General features: G+C 73.9%; 14 protein-coding genes. 9 read left to right on the top strand and 5 right to left on the bottom strand.

What is annotated here, in order from left to right; translation table 11 throughout:
* Nucleotides 1-380 precede the first annotated feature (380 nt).
* Nucleotides 381-1,250, bottom strand: coding sequence for an esterase/lipase family protein (locus tag AC07C1_RS29125; RefSeq protein WP_478943737.1), 870 nt, complete (start codon nucleotides 1,248-1,250; stop codon nucleotides 381-383).
* 221 nt (nucleotides 1,251-1,471) lie between these two features.
* On the opposite strand from AC07C1_RS29125, the gene AC07C1_RS29130 reads away from it, so the two are divergent.
* Complete coding sequence (locus AC07C1_RS29130) at nucleotides 1,472-1,894, top strand: cobalamin B12-binding domain-containing protein (protein WP_478943738.1); 423 nt, start codon at nucleotides 1,472-1,474, stop codon at nucleotides 1,892-1,894.
* On the opposite strand, the gene AC07C1_RS29135 is transcribed toward AC07C1_RS29130, so the two are convergent.
* The 3 genes from AC07C1_RS29135 to AC07C1_RS29145 are packed head-to-tail and all read right to left on the bottom strand — an operon-like array spanning nucleotide 1,870 to nucleotide 5,254.
* A complete protein-coding gene (locus AC07C1_RS29135) occupies nucleotides 1,870-3,645 on the bottom strand; it encodes a DUF5691 domain-containing protein (RefSeq protein ID WP_478943739.1) in 1,776 nt (591 codons plus the stop codon). The two genes, AC07C1_RS29130 and AC07C1_RS29135, sit on opposite strands and share 25 nt — an antisense overlap.
* On the bottom strand, nucleotides 3,642-3,911 hold the full coding sequence (locus AC07C1_RS29140; protein ID WP_478943741.1) for a hypothetical protein: 270 nt from the start codon (nucleotides 3,909-3,911) through the stop codon (nucleotides 3,642-3,644). The genes AC07C1_RS29135 and AC07C1_RS29140 overlap by 4 nt, the downstream gene beginning before the upstream one ends.
* Nucleotides 3,905-5,254, bottom strand: a complete 1,350-nt coding sequence (locus AC07C1_RS29145; protein WP_478943742.1) for an SWIM zinc finger family protein — start codon at nucleotides 5,252-5,254, stop codon at nucleotides 3,905-3,907. The genes AC07C1_RS29140 and AC07C1_RS29145 overlap by 7 nt, the downstream gene beginning before the upstream one ends.
* A 132-nt stretch (nucleotides 5,255-5,386) precedes the next feature.
* Here AC07C1_RS29145 and AC07C1_RS29150 point away from each other — a divergent pair, with 132 nt between their 5' ends.
* From AC07C1_RS29150 to sucD, 7 genes are all read left to right on the top strand, one after another.
* Nucleotides 5,387-6,517 carry an ATP-binding protein gene (locus tag AC07C1_RS29150; RefSeq protein WP_478943744.1) on the top strand — a complete coding sequence of 377 codons (1,131 nt, stop codon included), beginning with the start codon at nucleotides 5,387-5,389 and terminating at the stop codon, nucleotides 6,515-6,517.
* Nucleotides 6,514-9,678, top strand: coding sequence for a DUF5682 family protein (locus AC07C1_RS29155; protein ID WP_478943746.1), 3,165 nt, complete (start codon nucleotides 6,514-6,516; stop codon nucleotides 9,676-9,678). The genes AC07C1_RS29150 and AC07C1_RS29155 overlap by 4 nt, the downstream gene beginning before the upstream one ends.
* The gene (locus AC07C1_RS29160; protein WP_478943748.1) at nucleotides 9,675-10,853 is read left to right on the top strand and encodes a VWA domain-containing protein; all 1,179 of its coding nucleotides are present in this window, start codon (nucleotides 9,675-9,677) and stop codon (nucleotides 10,851-10,853) included. The genes AC07C1_RS29155 and AC07C1_RS29160 overlap by 4 nt, the downstream gene beginning before the upstream one ends.
* 125 nt (nucleotides 10,854-10,978) lie before the next feature.
* A complete protein-coding gene (locus tag AC07C1_RS29165; protein ID WP_478943750.1) occupies nucleotides 10,979-11,893 on the top strand; it encodes a hypothetical protein in 915 nt (304 codons plus the stop codon).
* Between the two features lie 138 nt (nucleotides 11,894-12,031).
* A complete protein-coding gene (locus AC07C1_RS29170; protein ID WP_478943752.1) occupies nucleotides 12,032-13,711 on the top strand; it encodes a hypothetical protein in 1,680 nt (559 codons plus the stop codon).
* A 434-nt stretch (nucleotides 13,712-14,145) separates the two neighbouring features.
* A complete protein-coding gene (gene sucC / locus AC07C1_RS29175; protein ID WP_478943754.1) occupies nucleotides 14,146-15,324 on the top strand; it encodes an ADP-forming succinate--CoA ligase subunit beta in 1,179 nt (392 codons plus the stop codon).
* 27 nt (nucleotides 15,325-15,351) lie between these two features.
* A complete protein-coding gene (gene sucD / locus AC07C1_RS29180) occupies nucleotides 15,352-16,236 on the top strand; it encodes a succinate--CoA ligase subunit alpha (protein ID WP_324939438.1) in 885 nt (294 codons plus the stop codon).
* A gap of 264 nt (nucleotides 16,237-16,500) precedes the next feature.
* Here the strand turns inward: sucD and AC07C1_RS29185 are convergent, their stop codons facing one another.
* Nucleotides 16,501-17,577 carry a helix-turn-helix domain-containing protein gene (locus AC07C1_RS29185; RefSeq protein WP_478943756.1) on the bottom strand — a complete coding sequence of 359 codons (1,077 nt, stop codon included), beginning with the start codon at nucleotides 17,575-17,577 and terminating at the stop codon, nucleotides 16,501-16,503.
* Between the two features lie 93 nt (nucleotides 17,578-17,670).
* On the opposite strand from AC07C1_RS29185, the gene AC07C1_RS29190 reads away from it, so the two are divergent.
* Nucleotides 17,671-19,728 (top strand): cell division protein PerM, encoded by a 2,058-nt coding sequence (locus AC07C1_RS29190; RefSeq protein WP_478943758.1) that lies wholly within the window; start codon nucleotides 17,671-17,673, stop codon nucleotides 19,726-19,728.
* Nucleotides 19,729-19,832 lie beyond the last annotated feature (104 nt).

The raw sequence follows: 19,832 nt of genomic DNA on the forward strand, positions 1-19,832 counted from the left end.
GCGGCGACTGTACCCGGCGGTACGCGGGCGCGACAATCTTCGGCTGGTTTCGTGTGGGCCGGAAACGGGCATTCGGCCGTGTTTCGGGGGACGCCGGACGTGAGTTTGGCCTGGTGTTCGAAGGATGTTCGATGACGGGTGACAGCGAGTCACCTGTGCACCGGCTGTGCAGCGCCTCAGTCCCGTCCCTCCGACGCCGCCCGTTCGGTGGTCCGGCCCTAGGGCCTCTCGTTTGGATCATGCCGGGCTCGCGGGGCCTGGCACCGCACCTCGCCGCGTTGTCGTCGGTTGCCATGGCTCCGCCATGACGCCCTCCTCCGCCTTGCGATGCACGGCGCCAGGCCCCGCTCCCTGATCCGGCATGATCCGAACGAGAGGCCCTAGGCCACCGTCAGACCGCCGGCGAGCCGGTCCCCGGGGTGCGCGGTGTCGAGGGCCTCGCGTATCCCGGCCGCGACGGCGGGGTGCACGGGCAGGGCGAGATGCCCGATGCCGTTGACCCGGATGTTCTGCGCGTCGAGATCGGGGTGCTCCAGGCAGGCCGTCTCCAGCGGGACCATCAGGGAGTCCAGGTCGCTCCAGAAGCTGACGAACCGCGTACGGCAGCCGGGCGCGGGCCGGCCCAGCGCCTCGATCACCTCGGAACCCGGCCGCATCTGGCGCACGATCGGATGCGCGTTGGCCAGCGGCGCCACCCGCGTTCCGGAGTGCGGGGTGCCCAGGGTGACGAGCGTGCGCACCCGCAGGTCACCGCCGAGACACTGCACGTAGTAGCGGGCGATCAGTCCGCCGAGGCTGTGCCCCACGATGTCGATCTGCCTGCTGCCGGTGCGCTCGCAGATCTCCTCGACGTGCCGGCCGAGCAACTCGGCGGCGGCGCGGATGTCACAGGTCAGCGGAGAGTAGTTGAGCGATTCCACCCGCTGCCTGCCGTGCTGGACGAGGCTGCGGCGCAGCAGTAGGAACACCGAGCGGTTGTCGATGAAACCGTGCAGCAGCACGACCGGTGGACCGGGCCGCACCGGCAACTGGGTGGTGCCGTCGCCGGCGGGCGACGCGTCTCCGGCGGGCAGGGCGGCCGGGCGGCGCTCCTGGGTGAGGCCCGTCGGATACAGCAGGAGGTGGCCGGCCAGGATCGCGGCCTCCAGCGCGGTCGCCTTGAGCAGCGCCATGGACAGACCGGCCAGTCTGCCTGGCCACAGCCGGCGGCACAGCGGGAAGAAGAGTGGCACTATCCCGGTCACCTTCATGGCCGACCTCCTGTCGGCACGCCGGAGACGGCTCCATCCCCCGTGCCCTCATGTCCCATCATGTGATTTCCCCCTCCCCGCGCACCGTAAAACTGCCGGTTGCGGGATGCTGGAGATAACGTTCGTTCACTTCACGACGGGTGGCGGAACGCGCCAAAAGTGCGGTACTTGTCGTTACGGACGGAAGCGATCGCTTCCGTGATCGTTTGATGGAGGCAGTGATGGGTGTGGCAGCCGGTCCGATCCGTGTGGTGGTGGCCAAGCCGGGGCTCGACGGCCACGATCGCGGTGCCAAGGTCATCGCGCGCGCCCTGCGCGACGCCGGTATGGAGGTCATCTACACCGGGCTTCACCAGACGCCGGAGCAGATCGTCGACACGGCCATCCAGGAGGACGCCGACGCGATCGGCCTGTCCATCCTCTCCGGCGCGCACAACACGCTGTTCGCCGCGGTCATCGAGCTGCTCAAGGAGCGGGACGCCGAGGACATCCTCGTCTTCGGCGGCGGCATCATCCCGGACGAGGACATCCCGCCGCTGAAGGAGAAGGGCGTCGCGGAGATCTTCACGCCCGGGGCGACGACCGGGTCGATCGTGGAGTGGGTCCGGGAGAACGTCCGTCAGCCGGCCGCGTCCGGCGGCTGAGCCGGCGCCTGCCGCGGTTGAGCGGGTGGGGCGGTGCTGAGTTCGGCCGCCATCTCCGCCCGCAACCGCAGCGTGGTGACCAGACGCTGAAAGGCCTCCGCCCAGTACCCACCGGCCCCGGGCGCCGCGTCCTCCCGCTCGTCCGGTATCGCCAGCAGCACCTCCAGCCGGGTCGTCTCCGCCGGGTCCAGGCAGCGCTCCGCCAGTCCCATCACCCCGCTGAAGCTCCACGGGTAACTGCCCGCGTCCCGTGCGATGTTGAGGGCATCCACGACCGCCCGGCCCAGCGGCGGAGCCCAGGGCACCGCACACACGCCGAGCAGCTGGAAAGCCTCCGACAGGCCGTGGGCCGCGATGAACCCGGCCACCCACTCGGCTCGTTCGGCCGGCTCCAGGGCGGCCAGCAGCTTCGCCCGCTCCGCCAGGGAGACCGCTCCCGGGCCGCCTGCCTCCGGCACCGACGGCGAGCCGAGCAGCGCCCTCGACCAGGAGGCGTCACCCTGCCGTACCGCCGCCCGGCACCAGGCCGCGTGCAGCTCGCCCTGCCAGCCGTCCGCCACCGGCAGCGCCACGATCTCCCGCGCGGCCCGTCCACCGAACCGCGCCGGCCACGTACCGAGTGGCGTCGCCTCCACCAACTGACCCAGCCACCACGACCGTTCCCCTCTGCCCGCGGGCGGATTGGCCACCATGCCGTCCCGCTCCATGCCGGAGTCGCACTCGAGCGGCGCCTCCACCACGATCGTCGGCGAGTTCGCCATACGGTCCAGGGCCACACACGCCGCGGCCCGTACGGCCATGCGGGTGGCGAGCGCCGAATCGGGCAGCGCCGACAGCAACTCGGCGGCCGTCGCCCGGACATTGCGGCTGCGGTCTCCCAACGCCTGCTCCAGGAAGGGCTCGTCCTCGGCGGCCAGGCCGGTGCGCAGCGAGTCGAGGAACATCAGCCGGTCCTCCGCCCGCTCCGTCGACCAGGTCGAGATCAGCAGGTCACGCGCCGACGCGGGCGTACGGGCGCGCAGCATCCCCAGCAGGGCCACCCGCTCGGCGAACAGCCCCTCCTGCCACAGCCGGAGCACCGCCTCGGCATCCTCGGGGTCGGGCAGTGCCGCGCCGCCGCCGGGGGCCGCGCGCAGGGCGAACCGCCAGTCCGGGTTCAGCCGGGCCAGCCACAGTGCCCGGGGGCCCGCGAACGCCAGCGCCGCCGGGCGCAGGTCCGTACGGCCCCGGGCCGCGTCCAGCAGCACCGGAAGCGTCTGCGGGGGCGCCGCATATCCGTGGGCGTTGGCCGCCGCGAGCCACTGCGGGAGCAACTCCATGAGGTCCGGGGAGCTGCCCCGTCGGCCGCCGGCCGTGCCGCCGGAACGGTCGGCCAGCAACATGGCGAGTCTGCGGGCCGCCGCGGCGGGCAGCGCCGGGCGCGGGTCCTCGGGGGCCGGCTCCGGCCGCCGCGCCGCCCGCGCGGGCCGCAGCCCGGCCCGGCGCCGTACGGTCGCCACGGCGGCCGCGTCCAGCAGTGCGACGGGTGCCGCACGGTCGGACGACCCGTGCGCCGGAGGGCGCCGGTCGGTGCCCAGCAGGGCGCTGGTGACCAGGTCTTCCCAGGAGGCCGCGGGGGGCGTCGCGGAGGCCGGGGCGGGGCTGGCGGGAAGTGTCGTGGGTGTCCGTGCGGAGTTCGGGGGAGGTGCCGCGGGGGCCGCGGGTGCCGGGGTGGGGCGGGTGGGAGGTGTCGCGGCCGGGGTCGCGTTCATGACCGTCCCTTCCAAGAGGCGTTTCCGAGCGGCTGCCGGGAGCGGGTGCGGATGTGGTTGGCGGGTTGCTGGGTGTGGCTGTCGGTGTGGTGGGCGGGTTGCTGGGTGTGGCTGTCGGTGTGGTGGGCGGGTTGCTGGGTGTGGCTGTCGGTGTGGTGGGCGGGTTGCCGGGAGCGGGTGCCGGTGCGGTTGGCGGGTGGCCCTGTGTGCCTTCCGCCGCTGTGCCGGGTGTGTCCGATGTCCTTCGAGGGCGGCCCGGTCAGCACAGCGTCACCGCCTCGCCCGCCCCCTCCGGCCAGGCCGTGAGCGGGGTGAAGCCGCGGTGGCCGCACTCGCCGAAGACCGTGACGGGGGCGCCGCCGGACAGGGCGACCAGGCGCCACAGACCCGGGCGGGAGCGGGCGGCCCGGGACAGCGGCAGGGCCGCGTCCGTGTCGGCCAGCTGCCACCGGTCGCCGTCCGGGACCGGTGTCACCCGCTCCAGGGTCACCGGGACCGACTCCAGCCAGGGGTCGCCGCGCAGGGCCTCGCCATACCCTGCCGCCGCCTCGGCCGTGGTCACCCCCGGGGGCCGGAAAGCGGCCGGCACGGGCGGGGCGAACCGCTCGCCCAGGGCCGCCCGGGACTGACCGGCGCCCGGGTAGACGGACAGCTCCGCATCCAGGGCCGAGCCGACCGGCAGGGCCGGCTCGGGCGCCCGGCCGGCCGCGCCGTAGGAGAGGAGCAGCCGCGTGTGGCCCGACTCGGCGCCGTGCAGCCATATCCGGCGCGTCGTCAGTTTCGCGTCCACCGTGTCGTACTGGGCGAGGACCAGCCAGTGGTCGCGCACCGCCGGTCCGTCAGCCGAGGCCGGCAGGCCGAGCCGGGAGCGGACGGTGGCCGCCAGGGCGTCCGGCAGCCGGTCACGCCGCAGCCAGCCCTGGTCGAGCAGGTGCAGCAGCGCGCACTCCTCCAGCAGCCGCGCCGGCCAGCCCGCGCCCGATGCCGGGATCGCCCCCAACTCCCTGACGCGGGCCGCGAGGCCCGGAGCCTGGGCGTCGACCATGCGGGCCGCCGTCTCGTCCCACAGGCCGTACCCCGCCTGCTCGGCCGAGGCCAGGCCGCCACGCAGCAGGTCGGCCAGGCGCTGCTCCAACTCCGTGGCGCCGGCTGTGACCCGCTCGGCGCGGCGCTCGGCCCGTCGCCGCGCCGCCTCGGGATCGGCGGATCCGGCCGCGGAACTCCCCGCGGCGGGTGTCCGCTTGGTCTCGGCGCGCCGGCGTCTGCCCGCCAGCCACTGCTCGGCCCAGTCCGGCGGCTGCGCGGACGCGGGCACCGAGCCGTCGTCGCCCGCCCACAGCAGAAGCAGGCCGAGCGCGTGTTTGCACGGGAACTTACGGCTCGGGCAGCTGCACTTGTACGCCGGTCCGTCCGCGCCGGCGAGGTCCACCACCGTCTGGTACGGCCTGCTGCCACTGCCCTTGCACAGCCCCCATACCGCCCCCTCTCCGCTTCCCGCCTCGGACCACGGCCCGGCCGTGCCCAGCTTGCTTCCCGCTGTGCGTGACGCGGCGTCAGGCGCCAGTGCCAGCACCTGGTCCGCGGTCCGGCGCACCCCCTGCTCAGTCATGCCAACGACGGTAGGTCCCACCACTGACAATCGGCCGGACTAGCGTGTCTGTGCAGGTCAGGGTGATTGTCAGTGGCGTGGTGCACGGTGGATGCCAGATCCGAACCGGCCGAGCTGGAGGGGGCCTCAGCCATGTCTGTGCCCGTGCAACCGACGACCGCCGAACCGAGCCGCGAAGAGAGCGCCCAGGCGTTGCGGCCGCACGCCGAGCACGCCTTCGCCACCGAACTCGCGGCGCTGGCCGCGCAGGACGACCGCCCACGTCCGGCCCGCTGGAAACTGTCACCGTGGGCGGTGGCGACCTATCTGCTCGGCGGCACCCTGCCGGACGGCACGGTGATCACACCCAAGTACGTGGGCCCGCGCCGGATCGTCGAGGTCGCCGTCACCACGCTCGCCACCGACCGTGCCCTGCTCCTGCTCGGCGTTCCCGGCACCGCCAAGACGTGGGTGTCGGAGCATCTGGCGGCGGCTGTCAGCGGCGACTCGACGCTGCTGGTTCAGGGCACCGCCGGCACCCCCGAGGAGGCGATCCGGTACGGCTGGAACTACGCGCGGCTGCTCGCGCACGGCCCGAGCCGCGACGCCCTCGTCCCCAGCCCTGTCATGCGCGCCATGGGCGAGGGCATGACAGCCCGCGTGGAGGAGCTGACCCGCATACCGGCCGATGTGCAGGACACGCTGATCACGATCCTGTCCGAGAAGACCCTGCCCATCCCGGAGCTGGGTGAGGAGGTCCAGGCGGTCCGCGGCTTCAACCTCATCGCCACGGCCAACGACCGCGACCGGGGTGTCAACGAGCTGTCCAGCGCGCTGCGCCGCCGCTTCAACACCGTGGTGCTGCCGCTGCCGGAGAGTGCCGACGCCGAGGTCGACATCGTCACGCGCCGCGTCGAGCAGATCGGCCGCTCCCTCGACCTGCCGGCCGCGCCCGACGGCATCGACGAGATCCGCCGGGTCGTGACCGTCTTCCGCGAGCTGCGGGACGGCATCACGGCCGACGGGCGCACGAAGGTGAAGTCACCGAGCGGCACGCTGTCCACGGCGGAGGCCATCTCCGTCGTGACCAGCGGCCTCGCTCTCGCCGCGCACTTCGGCGACGGGGTACTGCGGCCGGGCGACGTCGCCGCCGGCATCCTCGGCGCCGTCGTCCGTGACCCGGCGGCCGACCGGGTCGTCTGGCAGGAGTACCTGGAGACCGTCGTCCGCGAGCGCCAGGGCTGGACGGACTTCTACCGCGCCTGCAGGGAGGTGAGCGTATGACCGACGCCGGCCGGAGCCCGGCCTACGACGTCGGGCCGCTGCTGCTCGGTGTGCGGCATCACGGGCCCGGTTCCGCGCGTGCGGTGCGGGCCGCGCTGGACGCCGCCCGCCCCGGCGTCGTCCTCATCGAGGGCCCGCCCGAGGCGGACGCGCTGATCCCGTTGGCCGCCGACCCGGACCTGCGGCCCCCGGTCGCCCTGCTCGCCCACGCCGTGGACGAGCCCGGCCGCTCGGCCTTCTGGCCGTTCGCCGAGTTCAGCCCCGAATGGGTGGCCATCCGCTGGGCCCTGGAGCATGGCGTCCCGGCCCGCTTCATCGACCTGCCGGCCACGCACACGCTCGCGTGGGAGCAGAAGGAAGAGAACCCCGCCGCCGGTGACCGAGCCCCTGCGCAGTCCGGTCGGGCGGCCGGGAGGCGCGCCCCTGCCGAGCCCGGCTCCGTCGGCGAGGGCCGGGTGCCCGGCGAGTCCGGCCCGGCCGCCGGTCACCACACCCCTACTGGGCCTGTCCCTTCCGCGCAGGACCACGCCGCCACTGGGCCTGTCCCTTCCGCGGAGGATCACACCCTTACTGGGCCTGTCCCTTCCGTGGAGGACCACGCCGCCACTGAGACGGCCCCCGCCGCTGAGTATCGAGTCCCTGCCGAGTCCGGAGTCCCTGCCGAGTCCGCCTTCGCCGTCGAGGGCAGGGTCCGTGTGGATCCGCTCGGCGCGCTTGCTGAGGTCGCCGGGTATGACGATCCCGAAAGGTGGTGGGAGGACGTCGTCGAGCACCGGGGAGCGGGCGAGCGGGATCCCTTCGCTCCGTTCGCCGCGCTGGCGGAGGCCATGGGAGCGCTGCGCGAGCGGTTCGGCGCAGCCGGAGACTCCCGGGACGCCGTGCGGGAGGCACACATGCGGCTCCGGCTGCGTGAGGCGCGCAAGGAGTTCGGGGACACGGTGGCCGTGGTGTGCGGAGCCTGGCACGTGCCGGCGCTGCGCGAGAAGACCACCGTCGCCGCCGACCGGGCGCTGCTCAAGGGGCTGCCCAAGGTCAAGACGGAGCTGACCTGGGTGCCGTGGACGCACCGCCGGCTGGCCCGGTCCAGCGGATACGGCGCGGGCATCGACTCCCCGGGCTGGTACGGGCACCTGTTCCGGGCCCCGGACCGGCCGGTCGAGCGCTGGCTGACCAAAGTGGCCGGGCTGCTGCGCGAGGAGGACCGGCCCGTCTCCTCCGCGCACGTCATCGAGGCCGTACGGCTCGCCGAGACCCTGGCGGCGATGCGCGGCCGCCCGCTGCCCGGCCTGGGTGAGACCACCGACGCGGTGCGCGCGGTGATGTGTGACGGCTCGGATGTGCCGCTGGCGCTGGTGCACGACCGGCTGGTGGTCGGCGACGTCCTGGGTGAGGTCCCGGAGTCGGCCCCCGCGGTGCCGTTGCAGCGCGACCTGGTCCGGCAGCAGCGCTCACTGCGGCTCAGACCGGAGGCGCTGGAGCGGGAGCTTGAGCTGGACCTGCGCGGTGACACCGACGCGGGCCGCAGCAGGCTGCTGCACCGGTTGCGACTGCTCGGCGTCCGCTGGGGCGAGCCGGCCGAATCCCGGGGGAGTACGGGCACCTTCCGGGAGACCTGGCGGCTGCGATGGGAGCCGGAGCTGTCGGTACGGGTCGCCGAGGCGGGCGTGTGGGGGACGACCGTGCTCGCCGCGGCACAGGCCAAGGCCGAGGCGGACGCGACCGCAGCGCGTGCCCTGGCCGAGGTCACCGCGCTCGCCGAGCAGTGCCTGCTGGCCGGCCTGCCGGACGCCCTGCCCGTGGTCATGCGGGTGCTCGCCGACCGGGCCGCCCTCGACGCGGACGTCGGACACCTCGCACAGGCCCTGCCCGCGCTGGTCCGCTCCCTGCGCTACGGCGACGTGCGCGGCACCGACACCGGCGCGCTGACCGGGGTCGCGGCGGGCCTCGCTGAGCGGATCTTCGTCGGCCTGCCCCCGGCCTGCGCCGGGATCGACGCGGACGCGGCGGAGGAGATGCGCGGCCATCTGGACGCCGTGCACACGGCGGTGGGCCTCCTGGCGGAAACCCCGGCCGCCGCCTCCACCACGGGCCATGGTGAGACCGGTGCCTCCATCACGGCCCATGGCGACGCCGACACCTCCATCACGGGCCCCGGGGTGGCCGGTGCCCCTGTCGCGGGCCACGGTGACTCTGTGGCCTCCACCGAAGGCCACAGTGAGGCCGGTGCCTCCACCAGGGGCCACAGTGAGGCCGGTGCCTCTGCCACGGCCCGGGGCGAGATCAGCGTCTCCGCTGCGGACTGTGGCGAGGCTGGACCGCTTACCGCGCGCCACGGTGGTGCCCCCGCCACGGACGCCGGCGAGGCCAGTGCCTCCGCCACGGCCCGGGGTGAAGCTGGGACCCCCGCCGCGCGTCACGACGACGCCGGCGCCTCCGCTACGGACCACGGCGCCCGCGGTGCCCCTGCCGCGCGCCACGGCGCGGCCAGTGCCCCCGCCACGGCCTGGGGTGAGGACGGGACCCCCCTCGTGGGCCACGGCGAGGACGAGGCTCCTGGCGGAAATCCCGCCGCGGGCCACGGTGAGGCCGGGGCCCCCGCCGTCGGTCGTGGGGGCCTGCGGGGGCGGTGGTGGGGGGTGTTGCGGAGGCTGTCGCTGCGTGACACCGCGCCCGGGGTCATCCGGGGCCGGGCCGTGCGGCTGTTGCTCGACGGCGGCGAGCTGGATGCCGAGGAGGTGGCGCGGCTGATGGGGCTCGCGCTGTCGCCGGGGACACCGCCGGCCGACGCGGCCGCCTGGATCGAGGGCTTCGTCGGTGGCGGGGGCGGCCTGCTGCTGGTGCACGACGAACGGCTGCTCGGCCTGGTCGACACCTGGCTGACCGGGGTGCCGACGGAGGCGTTCACGGATGTCCTGCCGCTGCTGCGGCGCACGTTCGCGGCATATGAGCCGGGTGTGCGCAGAACCCTCGGCGAACTGGTCCGGCGCCGACCGGGAGAACGCGCGGGACGCGACGGCCGGGAGGCCATGACGCCCGGCTTCGCCGCCGAACCGGACACCGAGCGGGCCGACGCCGTGCTGCCGGTGCTGCGGCTGCTGCTCGGCCTGGCAGCCGATCAGGACACGACCGACGACAACAGCCTCGTGGGGGTGGGCACATGACGACCGAGTCACCGCTGACGGACGCGCCCGACACGACCCGGGAGCGGCTGCGGCGCTGGCGGCTGGTGCTCGGCGGCGACCAGGCCGACGGCACCGGATGCGCGCTGTCCGGCCGGGACGCGGCGATGGACGGCACGCTGGCCGCGCTCTACGGCAAAGGGGACAAACCGCAGGCAGGACGGGACCGTTCGGCCGGGCTCGGCGCCTCCGCGCCGTCCGTGGCGCGCTGGCTCGGGGACATCCGCACCTACTTCCCGTCCTCCGTCGTCCAGGTCATGCAACGCGACGCCATCGACCGGCTCGGGCTCTCCTCCCTGCTGCTGGAGCCGGAGATGCTCGAGGCGGTCGAGGCCGACGTGCACCTGGTCGGCACCCTGCTCTCGCTGAACAAGGCGATGCCCGAGACGACGAGGGAGACGGCACGCGCGGTCGTGCGCAAGGTGGTCGAGGACCTGGAGAAGCGGCTCGCGACCCGCACCCGGGCCACCCTCACCGGTGCCCTGGACCGCAGCGCCCGCGTCAGCCGGCCGCGCCACCACGACATCGACTGGAACCGCACCATCGCGGCCAACCTCAAGCACTACCTGCCCGACTACCGCACGGTCGTACCCGAACGCCTCATCGGGTACGGGCGGGCCGCCCAGTCCGTGAAGAAGGAGGTCGTCCTCTGCATCGACCAGTCCGGTTCGATGGCCGCGTCGGTGGTGTACGCGTCCGTGTTCGGGGCGGTCCTCGCCTCCATACGGTCGATCAGCACCCGGCTGGTGGTGTTCGACACAGCGGTGGTCGACCTCACCGACCAGCTGGACGACCCGGTCGACGTGCTCTTCGGCACCCAGCTCGGCGGCGGTACGGACATCAACCGGGCGCTCGCCTACTGCCAGTCGCAGATCACCCGGCCCGCCGAGACCGTGGTCGTGCTGATCAGCGACCTCTACGAGGGCGGCATCCGCGAAGAGATGCTCAAGCGGGTGGCGGCGATGAAGGGGTCCGGGGTGCAGTTCGTGGCGCTGCTCGCCCTGTCGGACGAAGGAGCGCCCGCATACGACCGGGAACACGCGGCGGCGCTCGCCGCGCTCGGCGCACCGGCCTTCGCCTGCACGCCCGACCTGTTCCCGGAGGTGATGGCGGCGGCACTGGAGAAGAGGCCGTTGCCGATACCGGACACCGCGTGACGCCGGGCAGGAAACAGGCAGGAACACGGACATGACTACCCATCGGTAACAGGGGGCTTGCGCAACCTCGGGCCGACCGTGCGAGGATCGACGCCGCCCGTGCCGACCCGAGGAAGCTCCGTCTCTTGACCTTGCCCGCCGCTCTGTTCGGTACCGCTGTGCGCCTGCTGCGTACGGCGGCCGGGCGGCGTGCGCTGCAACTCGCTCTGCTGGTCGGCGGACTGTTCGTGGCCGGGTTCCTGTGCGGGGAACAGGCCCACGCGGCCGAGGGAACGCCGGTGAGTCGGGTGAGTTCGGTGAACTCCGTGGCCGGGCACGAGGACGCGGTACGAACCGTGCGGACGGTCACAGAACGGATCGTCAGCCCCGCAGGGGACGTCGCGCGGACGGCATCCAGCACCGTCGCGGAAACGCGGACCAAGGTGCCGACGCTGCCCGCCGTGCCCTCCGCTCCCGCCGTGCCCTCCGCTCCCGCCGTGCCCTCCGCTCCCGCCGTGCCCTCCGCTCCCGCCGTGCCCTCCGCTCCCGCGGTGCCCTCTCCTCCCTCTCCTCCCTCCGCTCCTTCCGTGCCGCTGCCTCTGCCGGAACTCCCCGGAGTCTCCGAGCGGCTGCCCGTGCCTGCGTCGCCCGCACCGTCCACGCCGGAACCCCGGCCGCACCGGCAGGACAGCACGGCGCCGGCGGCGGGCAAGGACGACCAGGCCCGCGCCGAGACGCGTACCGCCGTACCCGCACGGCCGTCGGCGACCGCGTACGGACCGGACCTCTGGTCAGCCACGCCTCAGGCCCCGGCGCACCCGGCCACCCACCACACCACCGCACGCGGCGGCGCCCCCGAGCAGCAGCCCGCGCCCACCGGAGACCCGGACGGCGTCCTCGGCAAGCAGGCGGCCGACGGCACCGCCTCCCGTCACGGTGACGCGCATGCCGTCACGCCCGGCGGCCGGGCGCCCGTGCGCCTCCTGCCCGGCACCGCCGCGCGCGTCGACGCACCACGTACCCGGGAACGGCACCGGGACATCCCCCTCTTCCCCGGCTAGGCCCCAGGGCCGACCTCCCCGCCACAGACCTGTCGCGCGGGGGCGGAACAGGTCTGCCCGCTCCGCCGGACCCGCCGGCCTCCCCGGCGCTTCCCGGACGGAATCCCCTAGCCGTTCTCCGAAGGACTTGACGCACGCATGAACAAGAACATCCGCCGCTCGATCGTGATAGCCGCCGGTGTCACCGGCGCATGGGCGCTCGGCTCGGCCGTGGCCAGCGCCGACGAGCTGTCCACCCCGGCACTCTCCGTGCCGGACGCCGACAGCGGTACCGGCATCAGCACCGGCACCGGCACCGGCACCGGCACCGGCCTCGGCGTAGTCACCGACACCGTCGACGGTCTCCTCACCGACGTCGACGGCACCCTCACCGGCGTCCACGACACCGTCTCCGGCCTGACCGGCACGGCCGCGTCGGCCACCTCGACCGTCTCGGACACGGCCGCCGAGGCACGGCAGCAGGGCGGGACCGTCACCGGCACGGCCGACCAGGCCCGCCGCCACGCCGAGGCGAAGGCCCCGGCCGCCGCGAAGATCCGGGGTGGCCAGGCCATCCAGGGCGCCCGCACCGCCCGTGCCACCCAGTCCCGGGCCGAGGCGCCCGCGCGGCACGCGCGGGCAGTGGGCGACGGGCTCACCGGCGGGACCACGGCCAGGGCCGGCCGGGCGGCCGAGGCGACCCACACCGCCTCCCACCTCTCGGTTTCCGCCGCCCAGGACCAGATCGACTACCTCTTCGGCCCCCTGTCCTCCTTCGCCCCGGAGGTGGAGGAGGCCCTGGCCGCCGCCCAGGCCAAGCTGCAGGCCACCCAGTCGGCCGTGCGCCGGCAGGCCGAGGGCGTCCCGGGTGCCGCGCGCACGACGGCTCAGCAGACCGTGGCCGGGACACAGGGCCGGACCGCCGGTGCGGCCGTCCTCGCGCGCGGTGAGGCGGGCCAGGTGGCCGGCGCCGGGGAGGCGGCCGTCGCCGCCGTGCCCGGGCACGTCACGGGTACGGCCACCGATGTCGGACAGCGGGTCGTCGGCACGGTCCGAACGGTTCCGGGCTCGGTCACACCGGTCGTCGACGAGACGGCCACCGCGGCTGTGCCGCCGGCGGCGTCCGCCGCCGTGAACGGCGCCCTGCCGGTGGCCGGCCATGCGGTGGCGGGCGTGCACGGTGTCGCCACCGGCGCACTCGCCGACCTGCCGCCCTACGCCACCGGCCTGGTCGGACAGGTGGCCCCCGACGCCGTCCACGCCGTGCTGCCGCCCGTCGCCGGGACGGCCGTGCACGGGGTCGTGCCGGTGGCCGGGCAGGCCGTGGGGGACGCGGGGACGCTCGCGTACGGCGTCGTCGGTGACGTGGAGCCCTTCGCGGGCGGTGTGACCGGCGCCGTACCGCCGCTCGCCCAGGGGGTGACCGGGCAGACCGGTGTCTTCGCGGAAGGCGTGGCCGGGCAGGTCCCGCCGTTCGCGGCCGGGGTCACCGGTACCGTGCGGCCGGTCGTGGACACGGTCACGGGCACCGTGCGGACGGTCGTGGACGGTGTCGACGGGAGCGTGCTGCCGGTCGTGGACGGTGTCGGCGCCGGCGCGAGCGGGCTGGCGTACGGCGTGACCGGCGATGTGCAGCCCTACGTGAGCGGGGTCGTCGGCGAGACCGGCCCTCTCACGCAGCAGGCCGGGCCGTTCGCGCAGGACCTCGGCGGAACCGCGCAGGCCACCGGCGGACCGCTGGCCGGGCATGCCGTCGCCGGAGCCCAGGGAGTCACCCGGTCCGTCACCCCGGCTTACGCCCAGGACCTGACGTACGCCCACGGCGTGCAGCAGGCCTGAGGCGCGTCCGGCTCCGCGGGGGGCGAACGGACCCGGACGGCCGAACGCCGTCGGTGCGTCCGGCCGGGCCCCCGCGGGAAGGGGTGGGTGGTCCCCATTGGGGTGGGGATCAACCGCCCCGGGTCCCTGGAGGGCCCGCTCAGAGGCCTCACCGGGTCGACCCCAGCCCGGTGAGGCCTCGCACTTCGCCCCTACGTCGCCCATATGTCGGCACGCCGTGCCAGCAGTCACGGCATCATGTGACAGGTATCACCGCTCAGGTGTGACCCGCGATTTAGAGGCCCCCCGCAAGCAGAGATAACCTGCGAGACGGACATGCCGCGCGCTCGGACACCGTGTGCGCTTCCCTTGTGACATAGCGGACGTCACGTTGCCCTTCGCGGCACGCCCACGCATCCAACGAACCGCGAGATCACTGATAGGGACGGAAGCGCGTGGACCTGTTCGAGTACCAGGCGAGGGACCTCTTCGCCAAGCACGATGTACCGGTGCTGGCCGGTGAAGTCATCGACACGCCTGAGGCGGCGCGCGAGATCACCGAGCGTCTGGGCGGCAAGTCCGTCGTCAAGGCGCAGGTGAAGGTCGGTGGTCGCGGCAAGGCCGGTGGCGTCAAGCTGGCCGCCTCCGCGGACGAGGCCGTCGCCCGTGCGACGGACATCCTCGGCATGGACATCAAGGGCCACACGGTCCACAAGGTCATGATCGCCGAGACCGCCCCGGAGATCCTCGAGGAGTACTACGTCTCCTTCCTCCTCGACCGGGCCAACCGCACCTTCCTCTCCATCGCCTCCGTCGAGGGCGGCATGGAGATCGAGGAGGTGGCGGCCACCCGTCCGGAGGCCGTCGCCAAGACGCCGATCGACGCCATCGACGGTGTGGACGAGGCCAAGGCCCGCGAGATCGTCGCGGCCGCCAAGTTCCCGGCCGAGGTCGCCGACAAGGTCGCGAACGTCCTCGTCAAGCTGTGGGACACCTTCATCAAGGAGGACGCCCTCCTGGTCGAGGTGAACCCGCTCGCGAAGGTCGCCTCCGGTGAGGTCATCGCCCTCGACGGCAAGGTGTCGCTCGACGACAACGCCGAGTTCCGTCACCCCGACTTCGAGGAGCTCCACGACAAGGCCGCGGCCAACCCGCTCGAGGCCGCTGCCAAGGAGAAGAACCTCAACTACGTCAAGCTCGACGGCGAGGTCGGCATCATCGGCAACGGCGCGGGTCTCGTCATGAGCACCCTGGACGTCGTCGCGTACGCCGGTGAGCAGCACGGTGGCGTCAAGCCCGCCAACTTCCTGGACATCGGCGGTGGCGCCTCCGCCCAGGTCATGGCGAACGGTCTGGAGATCATCCTTGGCGACCCGGACGTCAAGTCCGTGTTCGTCAACGTCTTCGGTGGCATCACCGCCTGCGACGAGGTCGCCAACGGCATCGTGCAGGCCCTGAAGCTCCTTGAGGACCGCGGCGAGAAGGTCGAGAAGCCGCTCGTCGTCCGTCTCGACGGCAACAACGCCGAGCTGGGCCGGAAGATCCTCACGGACGCCAACCACCCGCTGGTGCAGCGCGTCGACACCATGGACGGCGCGGCCGACAAGGCCGCCGAGCTGGCCGCCGCCAAGTAAGCACGAGGACGAGGACACCGACACACCATGGCTATCTGGCTCAACAAGGACAGCAAGGTCATCGTCCAGGGCATGACCGGCGCCACCGGCATGAAGCACACCAAGCTCATGCTCGGTGACGGCACCAACGTCGTGGGCGGCGTGAACCCGCGCAAGGCGGGTCAGACCGTGGACTTCGACGGCACCGAGGTACCTGTCTTCGGCACCGTCAAGGAGGCCATCGAGAAGACCGGCGCCAACGTCTCCGTCATCTTCGTGCCGGAGAAGTTCACCAAGGACGCGGTCGTCGAGGCCATCGACGCCGAGATCCCGCTGGCCGTCGTGATCACCGAGGGCATCGCCGTGCACGACTCGGCGTCCTTCTGGGCGTACGCCGGCAAGAAGGGCAACAAGACCCGCATCATCGGCCCGAACTGCCCCGGCATCATCACCCCGGGCCAGTCGAACGTCGGCATCATCCCGGGCGACATCACCAAGCCGGGCCGCATCGGCCTGGTCTCGAAGTCCGGCACGCTGACGTACCAGATGATGTACGAGCTGCGTGACATCGGCTTCTCGACGGCCGTCGGCATCGGTGGTGACCCGATCATCGGCACCACCCACATCGACGCCCTCGCCGCCTTCGAGGCCGACCCCGAGACCGACCTGATCGTGATGATCGGTGAGATCGGCGGCGACGCCGAGGAGCGGGCCGCGGACTTCATCGCGAAGAACGTGACCAAGCCGGTCGTCGGCTACGTCGCGGGCTTCACCGCGCCCGAGGGCAAGACGATGGGCCACGCCGGTGCCATCGTCTCCGGTTCGTCCGGCACCGCCCAGGCGAAGAAGGAGGCCCTCGAGGCCGCCGGCGTGAAGGTCGGCAAGACCCCGACCGAGACGGCGAAGCTCGCCCGCGAGATCCTGGCCGGCTGAACTCTCGGCTGAACGCAGGTAGGCCCGTCCCCTTCGCTGGGGCGGGCCTACGGCGTTTCCGCCCGCCGTCCTGGGTGGGTGCCGCCTTTCTTCCCGAACGGGCCGCCCGCCCTCGGCCGCCTGGGCACGAGCCCCTGGGAGGAGACGCGGGGAGCCCCCTGTGAGGGGGCGCGGGGAACCGCGCGACCGGCCGCGGCGGCCCCGCGGAACGGGCGACGCCCCGAGGCGCGACGGCGGGCCGCCCAGCGGTGACCGCGTCCGCGGTCACCGCGTCTCCGGCAGCAGCCTGTCCGGGCCGTTCGCCTCCGACCGGTGCAGCTTCGCCCGCAGGGCCAGTTCCGCCCAGGACAGGGGGCCCAGCGCGGGCCGGGGCGGTACGCCCCCTACCGCCTGCGCCGGGGCGACCGGTGCCTCGTAGTGCGTCGGCGCTGTCCGCAGCGTCAGCGTGGTCGCCCCGATGATCGTCACCGTGAACGCGATGGCCGCCCGGGTCCAGAAGACGTTCCGCCGTTCGCTGCCGGTCCGCACCACCGTCGGCTTGGCCGCGGGCAAGCGCTCCGCCGAGGCCAGTTCGAGCAGGCGGCGGTGGAGTTCGGCGGGATCGGCCAGCTCCGGCAGGCGCGCGGCCAACGCCTCGCGGGCGTGGGTCAGCCGTTTGGCGGTCGCCGGAGTGCTGGCCTCCGTCTCCGCCGCTGTCTCCGGCAGGTCGAGGCCCACACCGTCGTAGAGGACGAGCGTGCGCCGGTAGGCCGGCGGGAGATTGAGCAGGGCATGCAGCAGGGCACGATCGGCCGGGTCGGCCGGCGGGGGCTCCGGGTGCCGGTACCGGGGGCGGAAGCTGTGCCAGGGGGAGAGCGCGCAGTCGTACGCCACTGCCCGCACCCATCCGGCGGGATCGCGGTCCCGCGCCACCTCGGGCCAGCGCTGCCAGGCCAGTTGGAAGGCCTGCTCGACGACCTCGCGGGCCAGCTCCCGGCGCCCGGTGAGCAGATAGGTCTGCCGTACGAGGGCGGGGGCGCAGAACGCGTACAGCGCGTCGAATGCCTGAGCGGGCGTCAGCGGCTCGGGCATGGCCGGTGTGCGGGCGGATCCGGTCCCGTATCCCCTCCCTGCCGGTTCCTGGGCGGCCACCGGCTCGGCGAGCGTGGTCAGCAGCCGGGCATACGTCTCGCCGTCGCTTCCGTCGGGAATACGCCGGCCGGACTCCCACGCGCGCACCGTGGCGCGGCTGACGCCGAGTCGCTCGGCGAGCTGATCCTGCGTCAGCGAGTGGGAGACGCGCAGGCGTCGGCGTTCCTTCGGCGGTGGCAGCGGGGTGGCAGAGCTCTGCGTCGTCACCATGCACCCTTTCGTGCGAAAAAGAACATAAACATATATTGAGCGACACTTCGGAGGTTCGCCTGTTACGACGGGAAAGAGCGTGTCGTTGGGAACATGGCTTTCGTGACCCAGATGACCGCTCGCCGCCCGTCGTCGCCTCTGCTCGCCCGGCTGCGCGACCGTTCGCCCGGACTGGCCGCGAGCCTCCTCGGCGGTGCGGTCGCGGCCGGACTCGGGCTCGGTTCGCTCGCCGTACTCGTCCTGGGTATGTGGATCAGCTCGCCGTACCCCGACAGCGGGCCGGACGGCGCGCTGCACATCGCCGCCGCGTTGTGGCTGCTGGCGCACGGGGTCGAACTGATCCGCACCGACACGCTCTCCGGCGCGCCCCTGCCGGTGGGCGTGACCCCCCTGCTGCTGCTCGCACTGCCGGTGTGGCTGCTGTACCGGGCGGCACGCGACGCGTCGGACGTCTCCGCCGACCCCGACGGGCCACCGCCGGTGCCGGCGCTCACGGTGTGGACGGGCGTCGTCCTCGGCTACCTCGGTGTCGGCGGCGCGGCCGCGCTGTACTGCTCCAGCAGCGAACTGCGCCCCACGTGGATCTGGGTGACGGTGTGTCTGCCGCTCGTCGCGGTGGTCGCGGCGGGCGCCGGGACGTGGTCGGCCCACCGCCGCCCGCGAGGAGGGCAGCTCCCTGCCGGAACGGAGCCGAGAACCGGGGTGACGGTGCAGAGCGTGCTGGTGGTGCTTCCGGGGCCGGTGCGGCGGCTGGTGCCGGCGGCGGGGGCGAGGGCACTGCTGGGCGCGGCCGTACGGGCCGCCGGTGCCGCGACGGCGGTGCTCTGCGGGGGCGGCGCGCTGCTGGTCGCGGTGTCGCTGGTGTGGCACGGTGACGCGGCGCGGGATTCCTTCCTGCAGTTGACGGAGGGCTGGACGGGACGGTTCGCCGTCCTGCTGCTGGGTGTCGCACTCGTCCCCAACGCGGCGGTGTGGGCCGCGTCGTACGCACTCGGCCCCGGATTTGTCCTCGGTGCCGGGCACCTGGTGCACCCGTTCGCCTCCGATCCGGCCCCGCTGCTGCCGCCGTTCCCGCTGCTGGCGGCGGTGCCGGACGCGGGCGCCGGGACGCTGCCGAACTGGGCGGCGGGGCTGGCGCCGGTGGCGGCCGGGGTGACGGCGGGGTGGTTCGTGGCGCGGGCGGCCGTGCGGCGGCGGGACCCCGGGGAAGCGGCACGGGCCCGCTGGTCGGCCGGCCGTACCGCCGGGATGGTCCTGCTGACGGCGGTGGTCTGCGCGGCGGTCGTCGGCCTGCTCGCCGAGCTGGCGGGCGGCTCGCTGGGCGTGGCCGCACTGGCCCGGCTGGGCCCGGTGTGGTGGCGGACCGGGGGCGCGGCCGGGGCCTGGACGGCGGTGTTCGGGATGCCGGTGGCGCTGGGCGCACGGGCCTGGCGGCTGCGGCGCCGGCGGAAGCGGCCGGACGCGATCCCGGCGCAGGGCGCGGAGCCGGAGAGGAAGACGGTCACGGGGGCGGAAGCGGCCCCGAAGAAGGACAGGCCGCGGGAGCCCGAGCAGGCGAAGGCACCGACACGGGCGACGGCATCGGCACGGGCGGACGCATCCGGGCAGGGGACGGGATCCGTGATGAACTCCGGGAAGCCGGAGGAGCAGGGGCCGGACACCGGGGAGGGCCAGGAGTCAGCGACGAAGACCCGGGGCGCCGGCAATTCCCAGGGCGCCGGCAACTCCCAGGACGGCACCGAGTCCGACGGCGCCACCCAGTCCGAGGACGGCACCTCCGAGAACGGTACGAAGCCCGAGCCCGCCGCCAAGTCCGAGAAGGCCGCCAAGCCACAAGACGCCACCAAGCCGAAAGACGCCGCCAAGCCGAAAGACGCCAAAACGAAGACGCCCGCTCGGCCCGGCACGGCCGGCGCCGCCGAGGACGAGCTGTACGACTTCCTCCCCGCCGACGACCCGCTCACCGCGGACTGGCACGACGAGCTGGCACGCGCCTCACGCTGGGCGGCCCTGAGGGAGGCCGCCGCCTCCCGTGACGTCTCCGACGAGCCCACGTGCCCGCCACCGGCGCGCAACGACCCGCCGCACGCCCCCGGCACGCCACCGCCCGCGCCCGAGGCAGGCCCTGCGGACCCGGAACCAAGCCCCTGACGTGCGGATACATGCCACCGCTGGTCACCTCACCGCACGGCGCGGCGCCGCTGGTCCACGGCCCCGACTGCGCGGCGCCGCTGCCTCACCGTCATGCGTGGGCC

This window comes from Streptomyces sp. NPDC045022 (assembly GCF_056432605.1).

Bases quoted from the DNA above. Each gene is read 5' to 3' on its own strand.
- AC07C1_RS29145 (WP_478943742.1), bottom strand. From the start codon at position 5,254: ATGACTGAGCAGGGGGTGCGCCGGACCGCGGACCAGGTGCTGGCACTG.
- AC07C1_RS29190 (WP_478943758.1), top strand. From the start codon at position 17,671: ATGGCTTTCGTGACCCAGATGACCGCTCGCCGCCCGTCGTCGCCTCTG.
- AC07C1_RS29135 (WP_478943739.1), bottom strand. From the start codon at position 3,645: ATGAACGCGACCCCGGCCGCGACACCTCCCACCCGCCCCACCCCGGCA.
- AC07C1_RS29170 (WP_478943752.1), top strand. From the start codon at position 12,032: ATGAACAAGAACATCCGCCGCTCGATCGTGATAGCCGCCGGTGTCACC.
- AC07C1_RS29160 (WP_478943748.1), top strand. From the start codon at position 9,675: ATGACGACCGAGTCACCGCTGACGGACGCGCCCGACACGACCCGGGAG.
- AC07C1_RS29130 (WP_478943738.1), top strand. From the start codon at position 1,472: ATGGGTGTGGCAGCCGGTCCGATCCGTGTGGTGGTGGCCAAGCCGGGG.
- AC07C1_RS29125 (WP_478943737.1), bottom strand. From the start codon at position 1,250: ATGAAGGTGACCGGGATAGTGCCACTCTTCTTCCCGCTGTGCCGCCGG.
- AC07C1_RS29185 (WP_478943756.1), bottom strand. From the start codon at position 17,577: ATGGTGACGACGCAGAGCTCTGCCACCCCGCTGCCACCGCCGAAGGAA.
- AC07C1_RS29150 (WP_478943744.1), top strand. From the start codon at position 5,387: ATGTCTGTGCCCGTGCAACCGACGACCGCCGAACCGAGCCGCGAAGAG.
- AC07C1_RS29155 (WP_478943746.1), top strand. From the start codon at position 6,514: ATGACCGACGCCGGCCGGAGCCCGGCCTACGACGTCGGGCCGCTGCTG.
- sucD (WP_324939438.1), top strand. From the start codon at position 15,352: ATGGCTATCTGGCTCAACAAGGACAGCAAGGTCATCGTCCAGGGCATG.